General features: G+C 60.5%; 16 protein-coding genes. 8 read left to right on the top strand and 8 right to left on the bottom strand.

The genetic code is table 11. The annotated features are described in order from the left end of the window. Positions 1-120: 120 nt before the first annotated feature. Positions 121-828 carry an MlaA family lipoprotein gene (locus ACVWZT_RS00385; protein ID WP_296230102.1) on the top strand — a complete coding sequence of 236 codons (708 nt, stop codon included), beginning with the start codon at positions 121-123 and terminating at the stop codon, positions 826-828. A gap of 48 nt (positions 829-876) precedes the next feature. Here the strand turns inward: ACVWZT_RS00385 and ACVWZT_RS00380 are convergent, their stop codons facing one another. Further along, entirely contained in the window at positions 877-1,176 is a 300-nt protein-coding gene (locus tag ACVWZT_RS00380; protein WP_296230105.1) for a PilZ domain-containing protein, read from the bottom strand. 269 nt (positions 1,177-1,445) lie between these two features. On the opposite strand from ACVWZT_RS00380, the gene rssB reads away from it, so the two are divergent. From rssB to ACVWZT_RS00355, 5 genes are all read left to right on the top strand, one after another. Then, positions 1,446-2,630 (top strand): two-component system response regulator RssB, encoded by a 1,185-nt coding sequence (rssB, locus tag ACVWZT_RS00375; protein ID WP_296230107.1) that lies wholly within the window; start codon positions 1,446-1,448, stop codon positions 2,628-2,630. Next, positions 2,627-3,109: an anti-sigma factor antagonist RssC gene (rssC, locus tag ACVWZT_RS00370; RefSeq protein ID WP_009686305.1), complete on the top strand. Its 483-nt coding sequence runs from the start codon at positions 2,627-2,629 to the stop codon at positions 3,107-3,109. Before rssB ends, rssC begins: the two co-directional genes overlap by 4 nt. 398 nt (positions 3,110-3,507) lie before the next feature. Then, on the top strand, positions 3,508-4,455 hold the full coding sequence (locus ACVWZT_RS00365) for a diiron oxygenase (RefSeq protein ID WP_296230117.1): 948 nt from the start codon (positions 3,508-3,510) through the stop codon (positions 4,453-4,455). A 7-nt stretch (positions 4,456-4,462) separates the two neighbouring features. Beyond that, a complete protein-coding gene (locus ACVWZT_RS00360) occupies positions 4,463-5,491 on the top strand; it encodes a 2Fe-2S iron-sulfur cluster-binding protein (RefSeq protein ID WP_457467629.1) in 1,029 nt (342 codons plus the stop codon). A gap of 28 nt (positions 5,492-5,519) precedes the next feature. Then, complete coding sequence (locus ACVWZT_RS00355; protein WP_457467627.1) at positions 5,520-6,215, top strand: glutamine amidotransferase; 696 nt, start codon at positions 5,520-5,522, stop codon at positions 6,213-6,215. 5 nt (positions 6,216-6,220) lie between these two features. Here ACVWZT_RS00355 and ACVWZT_RS00350 read toward each other — a convergent pair whose 3' ends face one another. The 7 genes from ACVWZT_RS00350 to ACVWZT_RS00320 form a co-directional block, all read right to left on the bottom strand. Then, positions 6,221-8,074 carry an alkaline phosphatase D family protein gene (locus ACVWZT_RS00350; protein WP_457467625.1) on the bottom strand — a complete coding sequence of 618 codons (1,854 nt, stop codon included), beginning with the start codon at positions 8,072-8,074 and terminating at the stop codon, positions 6,221-6,223. Positions 8,075-8,207: 133 nt separating this feature from the next. Next, positions 8,208-9,134: a transaldolase gene (gene tal / locus ACVWZT_RS00345; RefSeq protein WP_296230125.1), complete on the bottom strand. Its 927-nt coding sequence runs from the start codon at positions 9,132-9,134 to the stop codon at positions 8,208-8,210. Between the two features lie 189 nt (positions 9,135-9,323). Continuing rightward, a complete protein-coding gene (gene dusA / locus ACVWZT_RS00340) occupies positions 9,324-10,334 on the bottom strand; it encodes a tRNA dihydrouridine(20/20a) synthase DusA (protein ID WP_457467623.1) in 1,011 nt (336 codons plus the stop codon). A gap of 376 nt (positions 10,335-10,710) precedes the next feature. Beyond that, positions 10,711-12,699 (bottom strand): acyltransferase family protein, encoded by a 1,989-nt coding sequence (locus ACVWZT_RS00335; RefSeq protein WP_457467621.1) that lies wholly within the window; start codon positions 12,697-12,699, stop codon positions 10,711-10,713. A gap of 234 nt (positions 12,700-12,933) precedes the next feature. Next, entirely contained in the window at positions 12,934-13,404 is a 471-nt protein-coding gene (locus tag ACVWZT_RS00330) for an arsenate reductase ArsC (protein WP_457467619.1), read from the bottom strand. Positions 13,405-13,431: 27 nt separating this feature from the next. After that, the gene (locus ACVWZT_RS00325; protein WP_457467617.1) at positions 13,432-14,715 is read right to left on the bottom strand and encodes an arsenic transporter; all 1,284 of its coding nucleotides are present in this window, start codon (positions 14,713-14,715) and stop codon (positions 13,432-13,434) included. 23 nt (positions 14,716-14,738) lie between these two features. Next, positions 14,739-15,086, bottom strand: coding sequence for a metalloregulator ArsR/SmtB family transcription factor (locus ACVWZT_RS00320; RefSeq protein ID WP_296230132.1), 348 nt, complete (start codon positions 15,084-15,086; stop codon positions 14,739-14,741). Positions 15,087-15,281: 195 nt separating this feature from the next. Between ACVWZT_RS00320 and ACVWZT_RS00315 the strand changes: the two genes are divergently transcribed. Beyond that, entirely contained in the window at positions 15,282-15,836 is a 555-nt protein-coding gene (locus ACVWZT_RS00315) for a helix-turn-helix domain-containing protein (RefSeq protein WP_457467615.1), read from the top strand. Positions 15,837-15,863: 27 nt separating this feature from the next. Then, positions 15,864-17,210, top strand: coding sequence for a glutamine synthetase family protein (locus tag ACVWZT_RS00310; RefSeq protein WP_457467613.1), 1,347 nt, complete (start codon positions 15,864-15,866; stop codon positions 17,208-17,210). The last annotated feature ends 34 nt before the right edge of the window (positions 17,211-17,244 follow it).

The following is a 17,244-nucleotide window of genomic DNA, read 5'->3' as shown; positions in this document are numbered from 1 at the left end:
TTCACAAATTATCGAGCAGCGCTGTGTAAAGCTGCTTATCAGCCCGCAAGCCTCTATACTGCCGCCGTACAGCAGCGCCCCGTTGCGCTTGCGGCCGAGAAATCCGATGGAGAAACACCTATGCGTAGGATCGGTGCCAGTGTGATCGAACGAGTCACCCAGGCCTGTGTCTGTGCCAGCATGCTGCTGGCGCCCGTGGCAGCTACCCAGGCCGCCACTGAGGAAGATCCCTGGGAAGCGGTCAACCGCCCGATCTTCCGCTTCAACGATACCCTTGACACCTATGCCCTCAAGCCGTTGGCCAAGGGTTACCAGGCGGTCACCCCGCAGTTCCTCGAAGACGGCATCCACAACGTCTTCCGCAACCTCGGCGACGTGACCAACCTGGCCAACGACCTGCTGCAGCTCAAGCCTCATGCCGCAGGCGTGGACACGGCGCGACTGATCGTCAACACCACCTTCGGCCTGGGCGGCTTCTTCGATGTCGGCACCCGGATGGGCCTGCAGCGCAACGATGAGGACTTCGGCCAGACCCTCGGCTACTGGGGTGTGCCGAGTGGCCCGTACGTGGTCATCCCGTTGCTCGGCCCGAGCACCGTGCGTGATGGCGTGGCCAGGTACCCGGACACCTATACCAAACCCTACCGCTACATCGACCATGTGCCGACGCGCAACTCGATCTTCGCCCTGGACCTGATCGACACCCGCGCCGACCTGCTGTCGGCCGAGAAGCTGATCCAGGGCGACAAGTACATCTTCATTCGCAATGCCTACCTGCAGAACCGCGAGTTCAAGGTCAAGGATGGCGAAGTCGAAGACGACTTCTGATCTGCCGCCTGCCTGGTCCTGCACGATCCCGTGCGCCAGGCAGGTGGATCATTGCATGGCCAGGATCCGCAGGCCGAACTTCTGCTGGCCATCCGGCTGGTCGGCAATCCACACGACTTCGGTACTGGCATGCAGCCCTTTCAGCGCCGGATGCTCGGATTCAATCCGCACCTCGATACGGTCGCCTACCTGGAAGCGTTGCGCGGCCTGCACTTGCATGCCGCTGCTGGACAGGTCCAGGCACACCGCCGCAATCACCTGGCCTTCATGCAACAGGCTGACCTCGGTGTCGATGCGCATGCGGATGAAGTCGCGTTTTTCGGCATGGCTGGAGGGCGTGTGGGGCATGCTGCATGCTTCCTGTCGGGTTACCCTGGACGACTTTCTTATAACTCTCGGTGATTTGCGCTGTAAAGTGCGGCGAGGTCGACCCTTGCATGCTTGAAACGCCTGCCGGATGGGAGTACCGTCTGCGCCTTACAAGGTACCTCTGACAGTTGCCGGGCAGGTGTTCTTGTCCTACAACTCAAGTAGAGCGTGACTATAGAGAATTCCCGTAGCTGGCCGTCTGCCTTGCCGACACCGCTGCACCAACCCAATCGGCGCCGTTCGCCCACATGCAGAAAACCAGTGCAACGCTGCTGATCATCGATGACGACGACGTGGTCCGTGCGAGCCTCGCCGCCTATCTTGAAGACAGTGGTTTCAGCGTCCTCCAGGCCGGCAATGGCCAGCAGGGGCTTCAGGTCTTCGAAGAACACCAGCCCGACCTCGTGATCTGCGATCTGCGCATGCCGCAGATGGGCGGCCTCGAGCTGATTCGCCAGGTCAGCGAGCGCGCGCCGCAGCTACCGGTGATCGTGGTGTCCGGTGCCGGTGTCATGAGCGATGCGGTGGAAGCGTTGCGCCTGGGCGCTGCCGACTACCTGATCAAGCCGCTGGAAGACCTGGCCGTGCTCGAGCACTCGGTGCGACGGGCTCTCGACCGTTCGCGCCTGGTGCTGGAAAACCAGCGCTATCGCGACAAGCTCGAGGCCGCCAACCGCGAGCTGGAGGCCAGCCTGCACCTGTTGCAGGAGGACCAGACAGCCGGTCGCCAGGTACAGATGAACATGCTGCCGGAAAGCCCTTGGGTGGCCGGCGAGTTCGCATTCGAGCACCAGATCATCCCATCGCTGTACCTGTCGGGTGATTTTGCCGATTACTTCCGTGTAGACGAACGGCGCATTGCCTTCTACCTGGCCGATGTGTCCGGGCATGGTGCGTCGTCGGCGTTCGTCACCGTGCTGCTGAAGTTCATGACCACGCGGCTGTTGTTCGAGTTCAAGCGCGGCGGCAAGATGCGTGAGTTCAAGCCTTCGCAGGTGCTCAGCCACATCAACCGCGGGCTGATCAACTGCAAGTTGGGCAAGCACGTGACCATGGTCGGCGGTGTGATCGACGAAGACACCGGCCTGCTGACCTACGCGGTTGGCGGCCATCTGCCGTTGCCGGTGCTGCATACTCCGGAGCATACCCGTTATCTGGAAGGCCGCGGCCTGCCGGTGGGGCTGTTCGACGAGGCCAACTATCAGGACCTGGTCGTGGAACTGCCGCCGCGGTTCAGCCTCAGCCTGATGTCCGATGGTATTCTGGACCTTTTGCCGGGTGACACGCTCAAAGATAAAGAAACCGCCCTGCCGGAAATCGTCAGGGCAGCAGGTGGTAGCCTGGATGGGCTGCGTCAACGTTTTGGATTGGCTACGCTTGGGGAGATGCCGGATGATATCGCCCTATTGGTGTTGAGCAGGAACCTTCAATGAGTACCGGTAGAATCCAGTTCGCCGAGCAGAGTGGTACCTTTGTACTGAAATTCGTCGGTGAAGTGCGTCTGACCTTGTGTTCGGCGCTGGATGCGACGATCGAGAAAATCTTCACGGCGTTGAATTTCTCGGCGATTGTCATCGACCTGACCGAAACCGAGAGCATCGACAGCACCACCCTGGGCCTGCTGGCCAAACTGTCGATCCTGTCGCGGCAGAAGGTGGGCCTGCTGCCGACCGTGGTCACTACCAATCCGGACATTTCCCGTTTGTTGCAATCGATGGGTTTCGATCAGGTGTTCAACATCGTTGATCGACCCATTCCATGCCCGGAATGCCTGACCGACCTGCCGTCGCAGGACCAGAATGAGGACGTGGTGCGTTCCAAGGTGCTGGAGGCGCACAAGATCCTCATGGGCCTGAACGACTCCAACCGCGAAGCGTTCCATGACCTGGTGAATGCGCTGGAGCGTAGCTGAGGCTCATATGAGCCTCGCTGCTGTCAGCTCAGCGTCCTTCTTTTTTCAGTTCCAGTTGTGCATTGCCCCGGTGCCTATGTGCCGCTGGGCACCCTGTTGCATTGTAACTTTCAATAACTACCGCCGCTTCGGGCCTTTCGGAGTGAGAATTTTCTAGTTTATGGCTAGTTATTCTTCCGCGGACGTGTAGCTATTGTTCGCTGGTGTTGAGTGTCTTTTCCGTGCCCTGTTTCAAGTATGCCTCTGGCATCAGTGTTTGGTCGCTGTGCAACAGGGCATTATTGCCGTTTGCCAAATAGGTTGTAACGGGGTGTTGTAAAATTTCAGTTACAGGTTGCGCGGGCGGCAAAGTTTTTCTGCGTGTTATGGTCATTGCTCTCACTAAGGGAGCAATTATCATGAATGCTGTAGTGCAGTCGGGTGATGATCAAGTTGGCAGCATGCTGGAGAAACTCGCCAAGCTTTGGAAGACACGAGCGGCGGTAAACAACGGGTTGCAAGATTACACCAACTTGGAGTTTGAACCTGAGCGCCACGATTTTTCGGAAGTGCTCTTGCCCTTCAGGGGCCACGCCGCATGGCTTGAGGCGAGCGCTGCGCAGAAATCCAAAGTGCTTAGTTATGCCTGGGTATTGTATAACGTCAAAACCATTTATATCGAAACGAATGTGGTTGCACCCGCTTGTGAAGATATCATCAAGTCACCGCCGGTAACCTCCAGGAACAGAGCGCTGCTGCAAACCGTCATGGCAGATGCCATGCTGGACGAAGCGTTGCACACGCGGATGTCGCTGGAAGCCTGTAATTACATATACGCGATGCGCGACATCGACTATCTGGATTTCTCTGATTTCAACCTGGTCAAGTGGCGTGCTCGGGTACTGGACGAGTGTCATGCAGAGTGGCAGCGGCGGCTCACGCGGTTCGCCATCGCTTGCGCCAGCGAGACGTTGATTACCGACTATTTGAAAGTCATGGCGGAAGATAGCAACATCCAATCGATTTGCCATCAAGTAACCAAAACCCATGCCGTGGACGAATGGAGCCATTCAAGTGTCTTTAGTTTCGTTGCCGCAGACGTGCTCGCTGACCTTTCCGAGCAGGAGCGCCGGTATTTCAGGACCATTCTCCTGCGCACGGTAGAGATGTTCGCGAACAATGAATTGGGCGGTTGGGCCAAAGCATTCACATTGTTTGATTTTCCGGGTGCGGAAGCGATGCTGGCCGACACGGGCGACAGTAACGAAGTGGCTATCTACCGTGCGTCGGTAGAGCGACTGATAGAACGTCTAGGTCTGGATGCACAGAGGGTGATTTATAGCCAGACTGCTCAGAGCGGAGCCTGATGCCATTATGGTTGCTACTTTGCAATTGGTCTGCGAAGGTGTTTCTCCTGTTGCAGATAAAATCAAGTGTTTGCGTTTTCGCATTCTTGGGCCGCGCGATGAACGCTGGACCCTGACCGCCGGCCGCTATGTTCAGATCATTTATCCAGATACCCAGGGCGTGCGACAACAACGTTGCTACTCGGTGACGCGCGTACTTTCAACCAATGTGTTCGAAGTGGTAGTGAAAAGAAGTGGGCACCAGCGTGTCTCAGACAATCTGTTCGACAAGATTGCCGGTGGCGACCTTTTACAGTTGTGTGGCGTCGGTGGAGCCATCACGGTCGAGCGCTTGACATCCTCCAAGACTGTACTTCTGCTGGCAGGCGGTATTGGTTTGACCTTGCCGATAGCCCTTGTCAGGGAACTCAAACAACTGAGTGACGAGGGCCAGCAAGTTCCGCACGTTACCCTGCTGGCGTGTAGTTCAGTTCAAGCCGAGATGCCATTCCAGCATGAGCTGACGGCGCTCGCTGCGAACGAAAATTGGTTTTCGGCAAACTTGCATGTAACACGCGAGCCTGCCTCTTTGCCCCTGAAGGAAGGGCGCCTGGACAGCACCTGCATCGCTGCCATGTCGCGCCCGGACACGGTGGTTATCTGCGGAAGTGGTGGATTCGCAAAATCCATGCGCGCACTGGTCCTGCAATCTTTCCCGCAAGCCGACATCTTGGTTGAAGCTTTTTCACCGGTGGCCTCCGAGGCTGTCCCCATTCCGGCGGCAATGGCTGAAGGCGCGCGCTTGCAGGTTGCTGGAACTGGGGTATCGCTGCCATTGCAGGCGGGGCGCAGCCTGCTCGACCACTTGCTCGACGAGCAAGTTGCAATTGCAAATGAATGCCGCTCGGGGATTTGCGGGAGCTGCAAGGTCAGGCTTGTGGAAGGCGAATGCCAGCACGAGATGGATTTCGCACTGGCCCAGCATGAGCGTGATCAAGGCTATGTACTGGCCTGTTGTTGTTACCCCAAGGACGGTTCTTTGACCATTGCCATCTGAACTCACTTCAGCACATCCAGAGGAAATTATGAAAACGCTGTTAGCGCTACGGCACGTTCATTTCGAAGATCTCGGTCAGCTTGAGCCCATGCTGGTCGAGCTGGGCTATCGCATCAGTTATGTCGATGCCTGCACGGCCGACTTGCGTCACCTGGACGTACGCAGTGCGGATCTGATGATTGTCCTGGGCGGGCCAATCGGCGCCCATGACGATGAGCGTTATCCGTTCCTGAGTGACGAACTCGAACTGATCAGGCAGCGGCTTGCGTCGAACAAACCTTTGCTGGGAATTTGCCTCGGCGCGCAGTTGATCGCGCGAGCCCTTGGGGCCGGCGTGGCGCCAATGCCGCAAAAGGAAATCGGGTTTTCCGAGGTGCATTTGACATTGGAGGGCGGTGGTTCTGCGCTTGTCGAGTTAGTGGGTGTGCCTGTCTTGCATTGGCACGGTGATCAGTTCGAGTTGCCCCAGGGTGCACAGTGGTTGGCAGAAAGCGATGTCTGCAAACACCAGGCATTTTCCGTTGGCAATCATGTGCTTGCGTTGCAATTCCACCTGGAGGTCGATTGCCAGGGCATTGAACAGTGGCTGGTCGGGCATGCGCACGAACTGGCTTGCGAAAACATCGACCCGAAAAAAATCAGGCGTGATGCCCAAGTGCTAGGGGAGCGGCTGCGTATGGCATGCTCCCGCACCTTGCTTGGATGGGTGAAGCGTTTTTCCTGATATTTTCAATCCGCAGGTGGCGCAATGAATTCCGCTTTTGAACTGCCATCCGCATTGAGCTGGAAAACCCGCTCAGGTTGCCCCTTCTCGTTGAAGAACACCTGACCCAACCCTGCACTGTTCCATAGCCGCTCCCCAGCCTTGCTACGGTTGGGGGTGCGTGGCACCACCTCCATCTGCCGACGCTTGGTAAACCAGTTCAGCGGCGAGCGCGGTGAATAAAGCCAGCGGTTGAGCCGATCCAGCACATCCAGCAAGCGCCGTGGGAACTCGTTCTTGATCCCGCTGCTGGTCACCTGCCACAGATGCGGGTTGCGCTGGCGATGGCGAATCAGTACCTCGTACACGAATGAATAGTGCACATCACCCGACAGGATCACGTAATGCCCGGGCGTGCGCGAATGGCGGAAGATGTTCAGGATCACCTGTGCCGCGCCACGGTGGGCCATCCAGTTCTCGGCATCCACCAGCAACGGGTAGCCCAGCCAGCTGAATACCCTCTGCACCGTTTCGATCAGCTTCACGCCAAAGAGCGGCGCCGGTGACACGATGATCGCCGAGGGGTGGTCCAGCAGCGCCTGTTGCAGCTCGCACAGTGCTTCCCAGTCGAGCAAGCCGGACGGGTTGGCCAGGTTGCCTTCGCTGCGCCAGCGGCGCGTGCGGGTGTCCAGCACCATCAGCGGTGGTTCGCTGGGCAGGCTGTACTGCCAGCCCTGGAAGCGCAGCAGCTCACCGATCAGCGCGTCCTGATGGCGGGGCAGCGCCTGGCATTGCCGGACCAGGCCGTTGCAGGCATCCGGGTCATTGCCCCAGGCCTGGCACAACAGGTAGCCGAGCAGCGCATTGCCGATGATCCGCCGCGAGAAGGGGTGGCCATAGGCGGTTTCTTCCCACTGCGCCGAGAGGTTCCAGTCGTCGGTGATGTCGTGGTCGTCGAAGATCATCAGGCACGGCAAGTGGGCCATTACCCGCGCTACCTGGCCGAGGTTGCTGGCAAACGCCTGGATCAGCGGCAGCTCCTGCCGGTAACGGGCCTGGCGCGGGGCGGTGAGCCCGCTGGGCATGTCCAGGCTCACCAGTTGCCAGGGCACCGGGGACCACACCAGCAGGTACATGGCCATGACCTCGGCGAAGGTCACCAAGTGGTTGTCAGCGTTGCTGGAAGAAAAGATCGGCTTGCGCTTGCCGCCGAAAAAGCGCTCGCGCAGGGTTTCGTTGCGCTGCTGGGCCGGCAGCAGGTCGGCGCGGTGGTAGTAGCAGGCCGGGTGCCGGTACAGCGCCTGGCTGTCGGCGACCACGGCGCCATCGAGGGTTTCGTCGAACAGGCCCAGGCGCGTGATCAGGGAATGGATGGCGCGCAGCATCGGGCCAGCGACGTCGTCGGCATACACCTGGTCGCCGGTCATCAGCAGCACGGCAGGGCGGTCCGCCGGTGCCGTGCAGGCCTGCAACAGGCGGTCGGCACACAGAAGGCCGTCGGCGGCCGGGTGGTGCGGCTTGCGACAGGAGCCGTGCAGGAGCTGGCCGAGGCGCTCGCGCAGTACCAGGTTTGGGCGGCGTGCGCCGGGGTAGAGCAGGTGCGGTGCCCAGTCGGCAATGCCCTGGCCATTGAGCAGCACGTCATAATCGAGCAGTTGATTGCAGGGCAGGGGGCGAGCAAAGTGAATGTCCAGCAGATGGATGAAGGCGTGCTGGCCCACTGCAACTACCTGGCAATCTGCCTGTGCTTCGCCTGCCGGGCAGGTGAATTCGGGCTGCAGTGGTTGGCTGGCGACCAGCCAGATGGCCAGGCGCTGGGGTTCCAGGCGGCGCAGGATCGGGCCGGCAAGGACGAGGGGCAATGGGGTAGAGGAGGTCATCGACAGCTCGGGTGGCTATGTGGGCCTCTCGCCGGCGAAGGGGCCCAGGAATTCAGTGCACAACTAACGCCAGATAAACAGACGGGCGGAAAATGCTGAACACTTCCCGCCCGTCAGGCAAACGCTAAATGTATCAGGCCTTTTCCGCCATCAACTTCTCCAGTTTTTCCTGGTCCCGGGCGAACTGGCGAATGCCCTCGGCCAGTTTCTCGGTACCCATGGCATCCTCGTTCATCGCCCAGCGGAACTGGCTTTCATTCAGTTGCTGCTTGGCCTCGCCAGCCTTGCCCGGTTGCAGTACCCGTGGCAATACGCCCTGGTCATCGCTCAGTTGCTGCAGCAGTTCGGGGCTGATGGTCAGGCGGTCGCAGCCGGCCAGTTGCTCGATCTGGCCGATATTGCGGAAGCTGGCGCCCATGACCACGGTGTCGTAGCCATTGGCCTTGTAGTAGTTGTAGATGCGCGTTACCGACTGCACGCCTGGGTCCTCGGCGCCCACGTATTCCTGGCCGGTGCTTTTCTTGTACCAGTCGTAGATACGCCCCACGAACGGCGAAATCAGGAATACCCCGGCATCGGCGCAAGCCTGGGCCTGGGCGAAGGAGAACAGCAGGGTGAGGTTGGTCTGGATGCCTTCCTTCTCCAGCTTCTCGGCAGCGCGGATGCCTTCCCAGGTGGAAGCCAGCTTGATCAGCACGCGCTCGCGGCCCACGCCGGCGGCCTCGTACAGTTCGACCAGCTTGCGGGCTTTGGCCAGCAGGGCCGGTTCATCGAACGACAGGCGGGCATCCACCTCGGTGGAGATACGCCCCGGGATGACCTTGAGGATGCCCGAACCCACGGCCACCGCGAAGCGGTCGCAGGCCAGGTCGACGTCGCCCTTGGCATCGGTTTTCACCTGCTTGAGCAGGTCGGCATAGCCGGGGATGGCGGCGGCTTTGAGCAACAGCGACGGGTTGGTGGTGGCATCGACCGGTTTCAGCCGGGTGATGGCATCCAGGTCTCCGGTGTCGGCGACCACGGTGGTGAACTGCTTGAGTTGTTCCAGCTTGGAGGTCATGGGCGTGCTCTGTCCTGTGCAATGACTCGACATTACCCGAGCCCCGACGGCCGCTCAAGGGCCTGGGCACGGGCATGCCCGGAAGGGCTGTGCGAAAGGTGAAGATTCGAGTCGCAGGCTGCGCTGAGGTTCCGCAGCGGTTGCCTGACAGTGGCCAGGCCGGTGCTCCCTGTCGCGTAGCCTGAACGCTCAGCGCCCCTGCAACAGCTCCACCGCCTGGTCGAACACCGCCAACGGCTCCGCCGCCTTGTGGATGTCCGCCGACAGCAACTGGCGGAACCGCCGGGCGCCTTTGAACCCTTGGGCCAACCCCAGGATATGCCGGGTGACGTGATGCATGGCCCCGCCCGCCTGCATGTGCGCGACGATATAAGGCCGCAACTGCGCCAGCGCCTCGCTACGGCTGACTACCGGCGCTTCGCTGCCGAACAGCTGCTGGTCCACCTCGGCCAGCAAGTAGGGGTTATGGTAGGCCTCGCGGCCGAGCATCACGCCGTCGAAGGTCTGCAGGTGCGCCTGGCACTCGGCCAAGGTCTTGATGCCGCCATTGAGCACGATCTCCAGGTCCGGGAAGTCCGCCTTCAACTGCGCCGCCAAGTCATAGCGCAACGGCGGGATCTCGCGGTTTTCCTTCGGCGACAACCCTTCCAGGATCGCGATGCGCGCGTGCACGGTAAAACTGCGGCAGCCGGCCTCGCGCACCTGGCCGACGAAGTCACACAGCTCGGCGTAGCTGTCGCGGCCATTGATGCCGATGCGGTGCTTGACCGTTACCGGGGTCGACACGGCATCGCGCATGGCCTTCACGCAATCGGCCACCAGCGCCGGGTGGGCCATCAGGCAGGCGCCGATCATGTTGTTCTGCACCCGGTCGCTGGGGCAGCCGACGTTGAGGTTGACCTCGTCGTAGCCGGCTTCTTCGGCCAGCCGGGCGCAGGCGGCCAGGTCGGCCGGCACGCTGCCGCCCAGTTGCAAGGCCAGCGGGTGCTCGGTGGTATCGTGGCGCAGGAACCGGTGGGCGTCGTTGTGCAGCAGGGCGCCGGTGGTGACCATTTCGGTGTAGAGCAGGGTTTGCCTGGAGAGCAGGCGCAGGAAGAACCGGCAGTGGCGGTCGGTCCAGTCCATCATCGGTGCAACGCTGAAGCGGCGTGACGGCTCAGGGCGCGTGGTTTGTGGCTTTGAGGCTGATTCTAGGGGCATTTGGGTCTACACGTTTTTGTGCCGCTTTCCGGGGTTGTGGGGCGTTTTGGTGCGGCATCGGCACGGTGTACCACCGCCAAAGACGCTTGTACCAACGGAAATCATGGCAGCGGTCAAAGCAAGGGGAAGGCGGATGGGACGGTCGGCTGTACCGTCCAGATCCGCCTCGGGAAACAGGTGGCTTAGTCTATCAAGAACCCCGGACGTTCGCTCGAAACCTGCCTGTTGACCCAATACCGTCTGAAACCGGCGGCTGGTACCGCCGAAAACGGTCACATGTCTTGCCGCTGGAAGCCCTCGACAGCCGACAGCATCAATGCCGGCTCCCGCCTGCTACAGGGCTCCCTGATATTGGGGGACGTCTGCTGGCCGACTGCTACTCGCGCAGCAAGCTCTTTTCCTGGGAAATGTAACCGACGGCCTGCTTCGGCAGCAGTAGCGACAAGACTTCGGTTGGAACAAGGTTGTGCTTGATCGCCTCGCCCCCCAGCATTTCCGAGCCTGGAATGCTCAGATGGCCCGGGTCGTAATACAGCGGTTTGCCATTCAGGTAGGCGGAGCAAGTTCCGTCCTTGCAAATCAGGTTACGAATGCTGAATGTCTGGACGTTGACGAAATCTTTCGCTATCAACCGAATCTTTTCGTTTGCGGAAAGGTCGCCTTCATCCGCGTAGGCAGAGCGCTTTTCACAATCGGCAAATGGTATTTTTACCGATTTACGGGTGCACTCTTTGTCGTAGTCGACAAAGCCGGGTGCGCGCAGCGCGACGATTACGTTTTTTCCGGTTGCCGTCAGTTGCTTGAGCGTTTCGCGCATGTCCGCTTCAAAATTTGGGTTCTGGGCATACACTTGCCAGGTTGCGCCAATAATGACCGTTTTGTATGGGGCGAGATTTTGCCGCACCATCTGGTTGAAGGCTGGGCAGCTTTCCTGATAGCCCTTGACCACATACTTTTGGCTCAGGTTTCCGGGGAAAGGCGGGCAAGAAGGGTGCTCAAGGTTTCGAAGCGAAAAGCCGTAGTGGTCCGCCACCACTTTGAAGTAGCCCATGAAATGAGCGGCATTGGAATCACCGAAGAGGATCGTATCCGTTGGGCCAGTGCCCACGACGCATTTCGGGTTCGAAATGATTGCAGGCTTTGGCATTCCTTGGCATACGTAGGGGTAGGAGTAAGCGGGACCTGTGTTGTCATCCAGCGCTTTGAGCTTTTCAGCATAGCCATTCGGCGTGAGTGGGCCGAACATCCCGTTCGATTGAATCGTCATTGCAGATACCGCACAGACCGAGGCGGCAGCCATGCCGATGGACAACGTTTTCAGGCTGCTTTTCGCATTGCGGAACGGTTTTTCGATATAGAAGTAAGACACCACCGTCAACGCACTCATCGCCGCAAAGCATGCCAGCCCACCGACAAGGGTAAGTTCGCCGAACGAATAGCGGTAAAGCGCCAGAACGGGCCAGTGCCAGAGGTACAGCGAGAACGAAATCAGGCCAACGGCAGTCATGGGTTTCAGCGCGAGCAGCTTACCCACCAGGTTCGAAGAGAATGCGCAGCCAGCAATGATCAGCGCTGCGCCCATGGCCGGCACCGCGGAGATGAAGCCAGGGAATCCGTCCTCTTCACGGATGAAGATCAAGGACAGAATCACCAATCCGGCGCCGGTATAAGCCAGGCCTGAGGCCGCGCGAGTGGAGATCCGATCGCGCGCTGCTTCACAGCTGAAGTAGGCCAGTGCACCGATCAAAAGCTCGCCGGCCCGCGAAGGAAGCATATAGTAGGCGAACGTAGGGTCTGCAGCGAGTTTGGACTGCCCGTACCAGAACGAGGCCACGGCAGCGAGACAGGCCGTCAGCACAACAAGTCTGCGCCCACCGAACTTGAGCGACAGCAACAGCAAGCCTGGCCATACCAGATAAAACTGCTCCTCGACGCCGAGTGACCACATATGAAGCAGTGGCACAGTGTCGGAGGATGCTGCGAAGTAACTGGTATCCAGAAACTTCCAGAAGAAGATGTTCGCTGCCGAGAAGGTCGCGGCTACAGCGGATTGGGAGAGCTGCAGCGCGTCTGCCGGCAGCATCAGGGCGGAACCGGCTATTAGTGTTGCCAATGTGACGAACAGTGCTGCAGGGAAAATCCGTCGAACGCGGCGCATGTAGAAGTCGGCGAGCGAGAAGGTTCCTGCAGCGATCTGCCTGGCCACGATGCCCGTGATCAGATAGCCGGAAATGACGAAGAAAATGTCGACGCCGACAAAGCCACCCGGCATCCACTGCTTGTTGAAGTGGAAGATCGTAACCGCCAGGACGGCCACGGCCCGCAGGCCGTCAATGTCCGGGCGGTACGCTAATGCTTTGCTCATGAAATCCCTTTCGGCGGGCGCAGCCCTGGTAAGGAGTAGAAGGTTGCGGATTCTACAACTGATGTCGTCATGATGTCAGGGACACATTGGGTGGAGCGTAAACACACGTCTCCCCTCTGCGTACCGGCGTTGGTATACGCTCAAGTGAAGAAAGAGCAACGGGCGGTTCCTTTTCGCCCTCCCTGTACCTGGCCAAGATTGCCTGTTTCAACTTCTCTCGCCTGGCACCATAGATCACAGCGCGCCGATGCGATCCAGCTCCTTCTGCAACCCGTCGCGATCCAATGAGGCAAACGGCAAGCTGAAAAACGCTGCGCAGCGCTTGCGGATATGCTCCAGGGTTGCGCGGAAGGCGGCGTCGATCAGCGTTTCGTCGCCCTCGACCTCGGACGGGTCCTCCAGCCCCCAATGGGTTTTCAGCGCGGTGCCGAAGTACACCGGGCAGGCTTCGCCGGCGGCTTTGTCGCACACGGTGATGACAATGTCCGGCGGGCTGCCTGCGAAGGCATCATTGCCCTTGCTGCGGAGGCCCTCGGTGGCTATGCCGGCCTGTTGCAGGGTAGTGAGGCTGCGCGGCAACACCTGCCCCCTGGGGAAGCTGCCGGCGCTGATCGCCTCGAACCCTGCAGGCGCCATATGGTTGAAAAGGGCTTCGGAAAGGATGCTGCGGCAACTGTTGGCGGTGCACATGAACAGAACTCGCATGGAAAACTCCTCGCGTGGGGCGGAATGTCAGAGGCTAAGGCGCAATGCCAGTGCCGACAGGGTGATCAGCAGCACGGGCAGGGTCAGCAAAATGCCGACCTTGAAGTAATACCCCCAGGTGATACGCACTCCCTTGCGTTCCAGCACATGTAACCACAACAGCGTGGCGAGGCTGCCGATCGGAGTGATCTTCGGCCCCAGGTCACAGCCGATCACGTTGGCGTAGACCATGGCGTCGCGCACCAGCCCCTCGGCGCCACTGCCCTGGATCGACAGGGCGCCGACCAGCACGCTGGGCATGTTGTTCATCACCGATGACAGCAGTGCCGACAGCAGGCCGGTGCCGATGGCGGCGCCCCACACCCCATGCTCGGCAAAGCGCTCGAGCCAGTGGCTGAGGAAGTCGGTCAGGCCGGCGTTCTTCAGGCCGTAGACCACCAGGTACATGCCAAGGGAAAAGACCACCACCTGCCACGGCGCTTCGCGCAGCACGCGGCGGGTGGAAATCCGGTGGCCGCGTGCAGCGACCGCGAACAGCAACGCGGCGCACACGTCCGCGACTGCACTGATCGGGATACCGAGCGGTTCCAGGGCGAACAGGCCGACCAGCAAGACCAGCAGCGTCCACCAGCCCACGACGAAGGTCGCCTGGTCGCGAATCGCCGCCCGCGGCGCCTGCAAGGCTTCGACGGCGTACTGCTTCGGCAGGTCGCGACGGAAGTACAGGAACAGCACCAGCAAGGTGGCGGCCACGCTCGCCAGGTTCACTGGCACCATCACCGAGGCGTACTCGGCGAACCCCAGCCCGAAGTAGTCGGCGGACACGATGTTCACCAGGTTGGACACCACCAGCGGCAGGCTGGCGGTGTCGGCGATGAAGCCCGCGGCCATGACGAATGCCAGCGTGGCTGCCGGCGAGAAGCGCAAGGCCATCAGCATCGACATGACGATGGGGGTAAGGATCAGTGCTGCCCCATCGTTGGCGAACAGCGCCGATACCGCAGCGCCTAGCAGGACGCAGAAGGCGAACAAGCGGTAGCCGCTGCCCTTGGCCCAGCGCGCCACATGCAGCGCCGCCCACTCGAAGAAACCGGCTTCGTCCAGCAGCAGGCTGATGATGATGACGGCGATGAAGGTGGCGGTGGCGTTCCAGACGATGGCCCACACGGTCGGGATGTCGCCCAGCGACACCGCGCCGGCCGCCAGCGCGATCAGCGCGCCGAGCGCGGCACTCCAGCCGACGCCAAGACCCTTGGGTTGCCAGATGACCAGGATGAGGGTGAACAGAAAAACGCTGAGTGCGACTAGCATGGCAGGCTCGATAGGCATTGGATTCAGCAGCAGGCGCTGGTTCGGACAGGGCGACCGTCCATGTTCTGCAGGCGCTCGGTGTTGGCTTGCAGCCATTGGGCATTGGCTTTCAGGGTCACCTGCAGCAGCTCGATGGCCCAGCTGGGCAGGGCCGGGTTGAGGCGGTAATACACCCATTGGCCTTGCCGGCGGTCCAGCAGCACGCCACTGCTGCGCAGTTGCGCCAGGTGCCGGCTGACCTTCGGCTGGCTGTCGCCGAGGGCGCACATCAGCTCGCATACGCAGAGCTCGCCAAGGCTGGCGATCAGCAGGGTGGCACGTGCGCGGGTTTCGTCGGCCAGGCTTTTGAAGAGTTCTGAAGGACTGATCATGCTGCGGCTCATTACATATGGATAGTCGAATATACGAATTTTCATATGTGTTGAGCAAGTAGCGGATAGCCAGCGAGCCAGACGGCTTGCAAGCACGACACGACCGTCATGAAGGCGAACGGACTTGACTCGTGAAAATTTCACTGTATTTTTTCATGAAAAATAACGCTAAAAATTTCACGGCAGTCCGAATCGATGAAGATGCACGAAGAGGTTGAAGCCCTCGCGATCCTTATTCACGACCTGCGCAATTTCAAGAACCTCACCCTGGGCGAGCTGGCCGTGCGCACCAACCGCTCGGTGGGCTTCCTGTCCCAGGTCGAGCGCGGGGTCTCGCGCCCGAGCGTGGCCGACCTCACCGCCATCAGCGAAGCGCTCGGCGTATCCACCGCGTACTTCTACAACCTGAGCAAGCCCCGTGGCATCAGCTGGGTCACGCGCCCTCACGAGCGGCGCACGCTGTACCTGGAATCGGGCATCACCGATGTTTTGGCTTCGCCGAGCATCACCGGTGCCTTTGCCATGCTCGACAGCCATCTCGAGCCGGGCGCGTGCAGTGGCGAGCCGTACCTGACCGACCGTTCCGAGCAGGGCTGTTTCGTGCTCGAAGGCGAACTCACGGTATGGCTGGACGACGGCGATGCCGTGACCCTGCTGGCCAACGACTGTTTCCAGCTGCAACCCTACGCGCAATTCCGTTACGCCAACCTGACAGAAAACCCCACCCGTGTGCTCTGGGTCTTCAACTGAATTCGTTCACCTAACAAGGACAAGAAGATGAGTGTCATCTTTCCGGATCTGCTGACAGAAGTGCGCGCGTTCCGCGCCAGATACCCAGAAATACGTTATGTCGACCTGATTGCGCTGGATATCCCCGGGCACTTCTACGGCAAGCGCTACCCCATGGACATGCTGGAAAAGGTGGCTGCCGGCACGCCGCTGAAACTGCCGCAGAACTGTGTGTTGCTCGGCACCCAGGGTGGTCTGTACCCGATCGGTGACTACTGCTTCGCCGACGGCGACCCGGATGCCGTTCGGCGCCTGGTGCCGGGTACCTTGAAGCCGGTGCGTTGGGAGCAGGAAGTGATCGCCCAGATGCTGATCACCTCCGACGGCACCGCCAGGCCGATCGAGTTCGAGCCTCGTGAGGTGCTGGCCCGCGTGCTGCAGCGCCTGGCCAGGCGCGGCATTCATCCGGTGGTGGCCTTCGAGCTGGAGTTCTACCTGTTCGACCGCCAGCTGGCCAACGGCCTGCCGCAGTACCCTCGCGACACGGCAAGCGGTGACCAGGACGACCAGCCGAACATGCACATCGAGCGGTTGTCGCGCTTTTCCTCGGTGCTGCACGAGATGGTCGACGCTGCCAACGAGCAAGGCGTGCCGGCCAATGTGATCACCGCCGAGCTGGGCCCGGGCCAGTTCGAGATCAATTTCTCGCACAGCGACGATGCCTTGAGTGCAGCCGACTGGTCGGCACTGTTCTGCCGCAGCACGCGTGGTGTCGCGATGAAACATGGCTATCGGGCCAGCTTCATGAGCAAGCCGTACCTGGATGCGCCGGGCAGCGGCATGCATGTGCATGTCAGCCTGTACGACGATGCCGGCAACAACATCCTGGCGGTCGACGAGCAACGCAAGCTGCGCCATGCCGTGGCAGGCTGCCTGGAGCTGCTGCCCCACTGCATGCCGATCTTCGCCCCGAACCACAATGCCTACCGCCGCTACGGCGCGATGGTCAATGCGGCGAGCAAGGCCAGCTGGGGCTTCGAAGATCGTGATGCGTGCATTCGCATTCCCGAGTCCAACCCGCGCAACCTGCGCATCGAACACCGCCTTGCCGGCGCCGACGCCAACCCGTACCTGGTACTGGCGGCCATTCTGACCGGCATGGAGCATGGCCTGGACAGGGGCGTCGAACCCATCGCCCCGCTCAACGACAACCGCCAGAGCGGCATCGATTTCCCCAAGGAGGCCTTCAGTGCCCTGGCTGCCATGCGCCACCACCCGGTACTCAACCAAGGCCTGGGCAGTGAGTTCGTGATGGTCTATTGCGAAAACAAGTACCAGGAGCAACAGGACTTCATGCGCCACATCGATGCCCGCGAATACCGCTGGTTCCTGTAACTGCCAAGGTGCCCCTGAGCCCTTTCTTTCTAGC

It is taken from the genome of Pseudomonas sp. TE21394 (genome assembly GCF_054057835.1).
The sequence above is the reverse complement of the archived record's forward strand: the minus strand, read 5'-3'. Positions and strand labels throughout refer to the sequence as shown.

Bases quoted from the DNA above. Each gene is read 5' to 3' on its own strand.
- ACVWZT_RS00360 (WP_457467629.1), top strand. From the start codon at position 4,463: ATGGTTGCTACTTTGCAATTGGTCTGCGAAGGTGTTTCTCCTGTTGCA.
- ACVWZT_RS00350 (WP_457467625.1), bottom strand. From the start codon at position 8,074: ATGACCTCCTCTACCCCATTGCCCCTCGTCCTTGCCGGCCCGATCCTG.
- ACVWZT_RS00325 (WP_457467617.1), bottom strand. From the start codon at position 14,715: ATGCTAGTCGCACTCAGCGTTTTTCTGTTCACCCTCATCCTGGTCATC.
- ACVWZT_RS00335 (WP_457467621.1), bottom strand. From the start codon at position 12,699: ATGAGCAAAGCATTAGCGTACCGCCCGGACATTGACGGCCTGCGGGCC.
- rssB (WP_296230107.1), top strand. From the start codon at position 1,446: ATGCAGAAAACCAGTGCAACGCTGCTGATCATCGATGACGACGACGTG.
- ACVWZT_RS00365 (WP_296230117.1), top strand. From the start codon at position 3,508: ATGAATGCTGTAGTGCAGTCGGGTGATGATCAAGTTGGCAGCATGCTG.
- ACVWZT_RS00330 (WP_457467619.1), bottom strand. From the start codon at position 13,404: ATGCGAGTTCTGTTCATGTGCACCGCCAACAGTTGCCGCAGCATCCTT.
- ACVWZT_RS00380 (WP_296230105.1), bottom strand. From the start codon at position 1,176: ATGCCCCACACGCCCTCCAGCCATGCCGAAAAACGCGACTTCATCCGC.
- ACVWZT_RS00310 (WP_457467613.1), top strand. From the start codon at position 15,864: ATGAGTGTCATCTTTCCGGATCTGCTGACAGAAGTGCGCGCGTTCCGC.
- ACVWZT_RS00355 (WP_457467627.1), top strand. From the start codon at position 5,520: ATGAAAACGCTGTTAGCGCTACGGCACGTTCATTTCGAAGATCTCGGT.
- dusA (WP_457467623.1), bottom strand. From the start codon at position 10,334: ATGCCCCTAGAATCAGCCTCAAAGCCACAAACCACGCGCCCTGAGCCG.
- ACVWZT_RS00315 (WP_457467615.1), top strand. From the start codon at position 15,282: ATGAAGATGCACGAAGAGGTTGAAGCCCTCGCGATCCTTATTCACGAC.
- ACVWZT_RS00320 (WP_296230132.1), bottom strand. From the start codon at position 15,086: ATGATCAGTCCTTCAGAACTCTTCAAAAGCCTGGCCGACGAAACCCGC.
- tal (WP_296230125.1), bottom strand. From the start codon at position 9,134: ATGACCTCCAAGCTGGAACAACTCAAGCAGTTCACCACCGTGGTCGCC.
- ACVWZT_RS00385 (WP_296230102.1), top strand. From the start codon at position 121: ATGCGTAGGATCGGTGCCAGTGTGATCGAACGAGTCACCCAGGCCTGT.
- rssC (WP_009686305.1), top strand. From the start codon at position 2,627: ATGAGTACCGGTAGAATCCAGTTCGCCGAGCAGAGTGGTACCTTTGTA.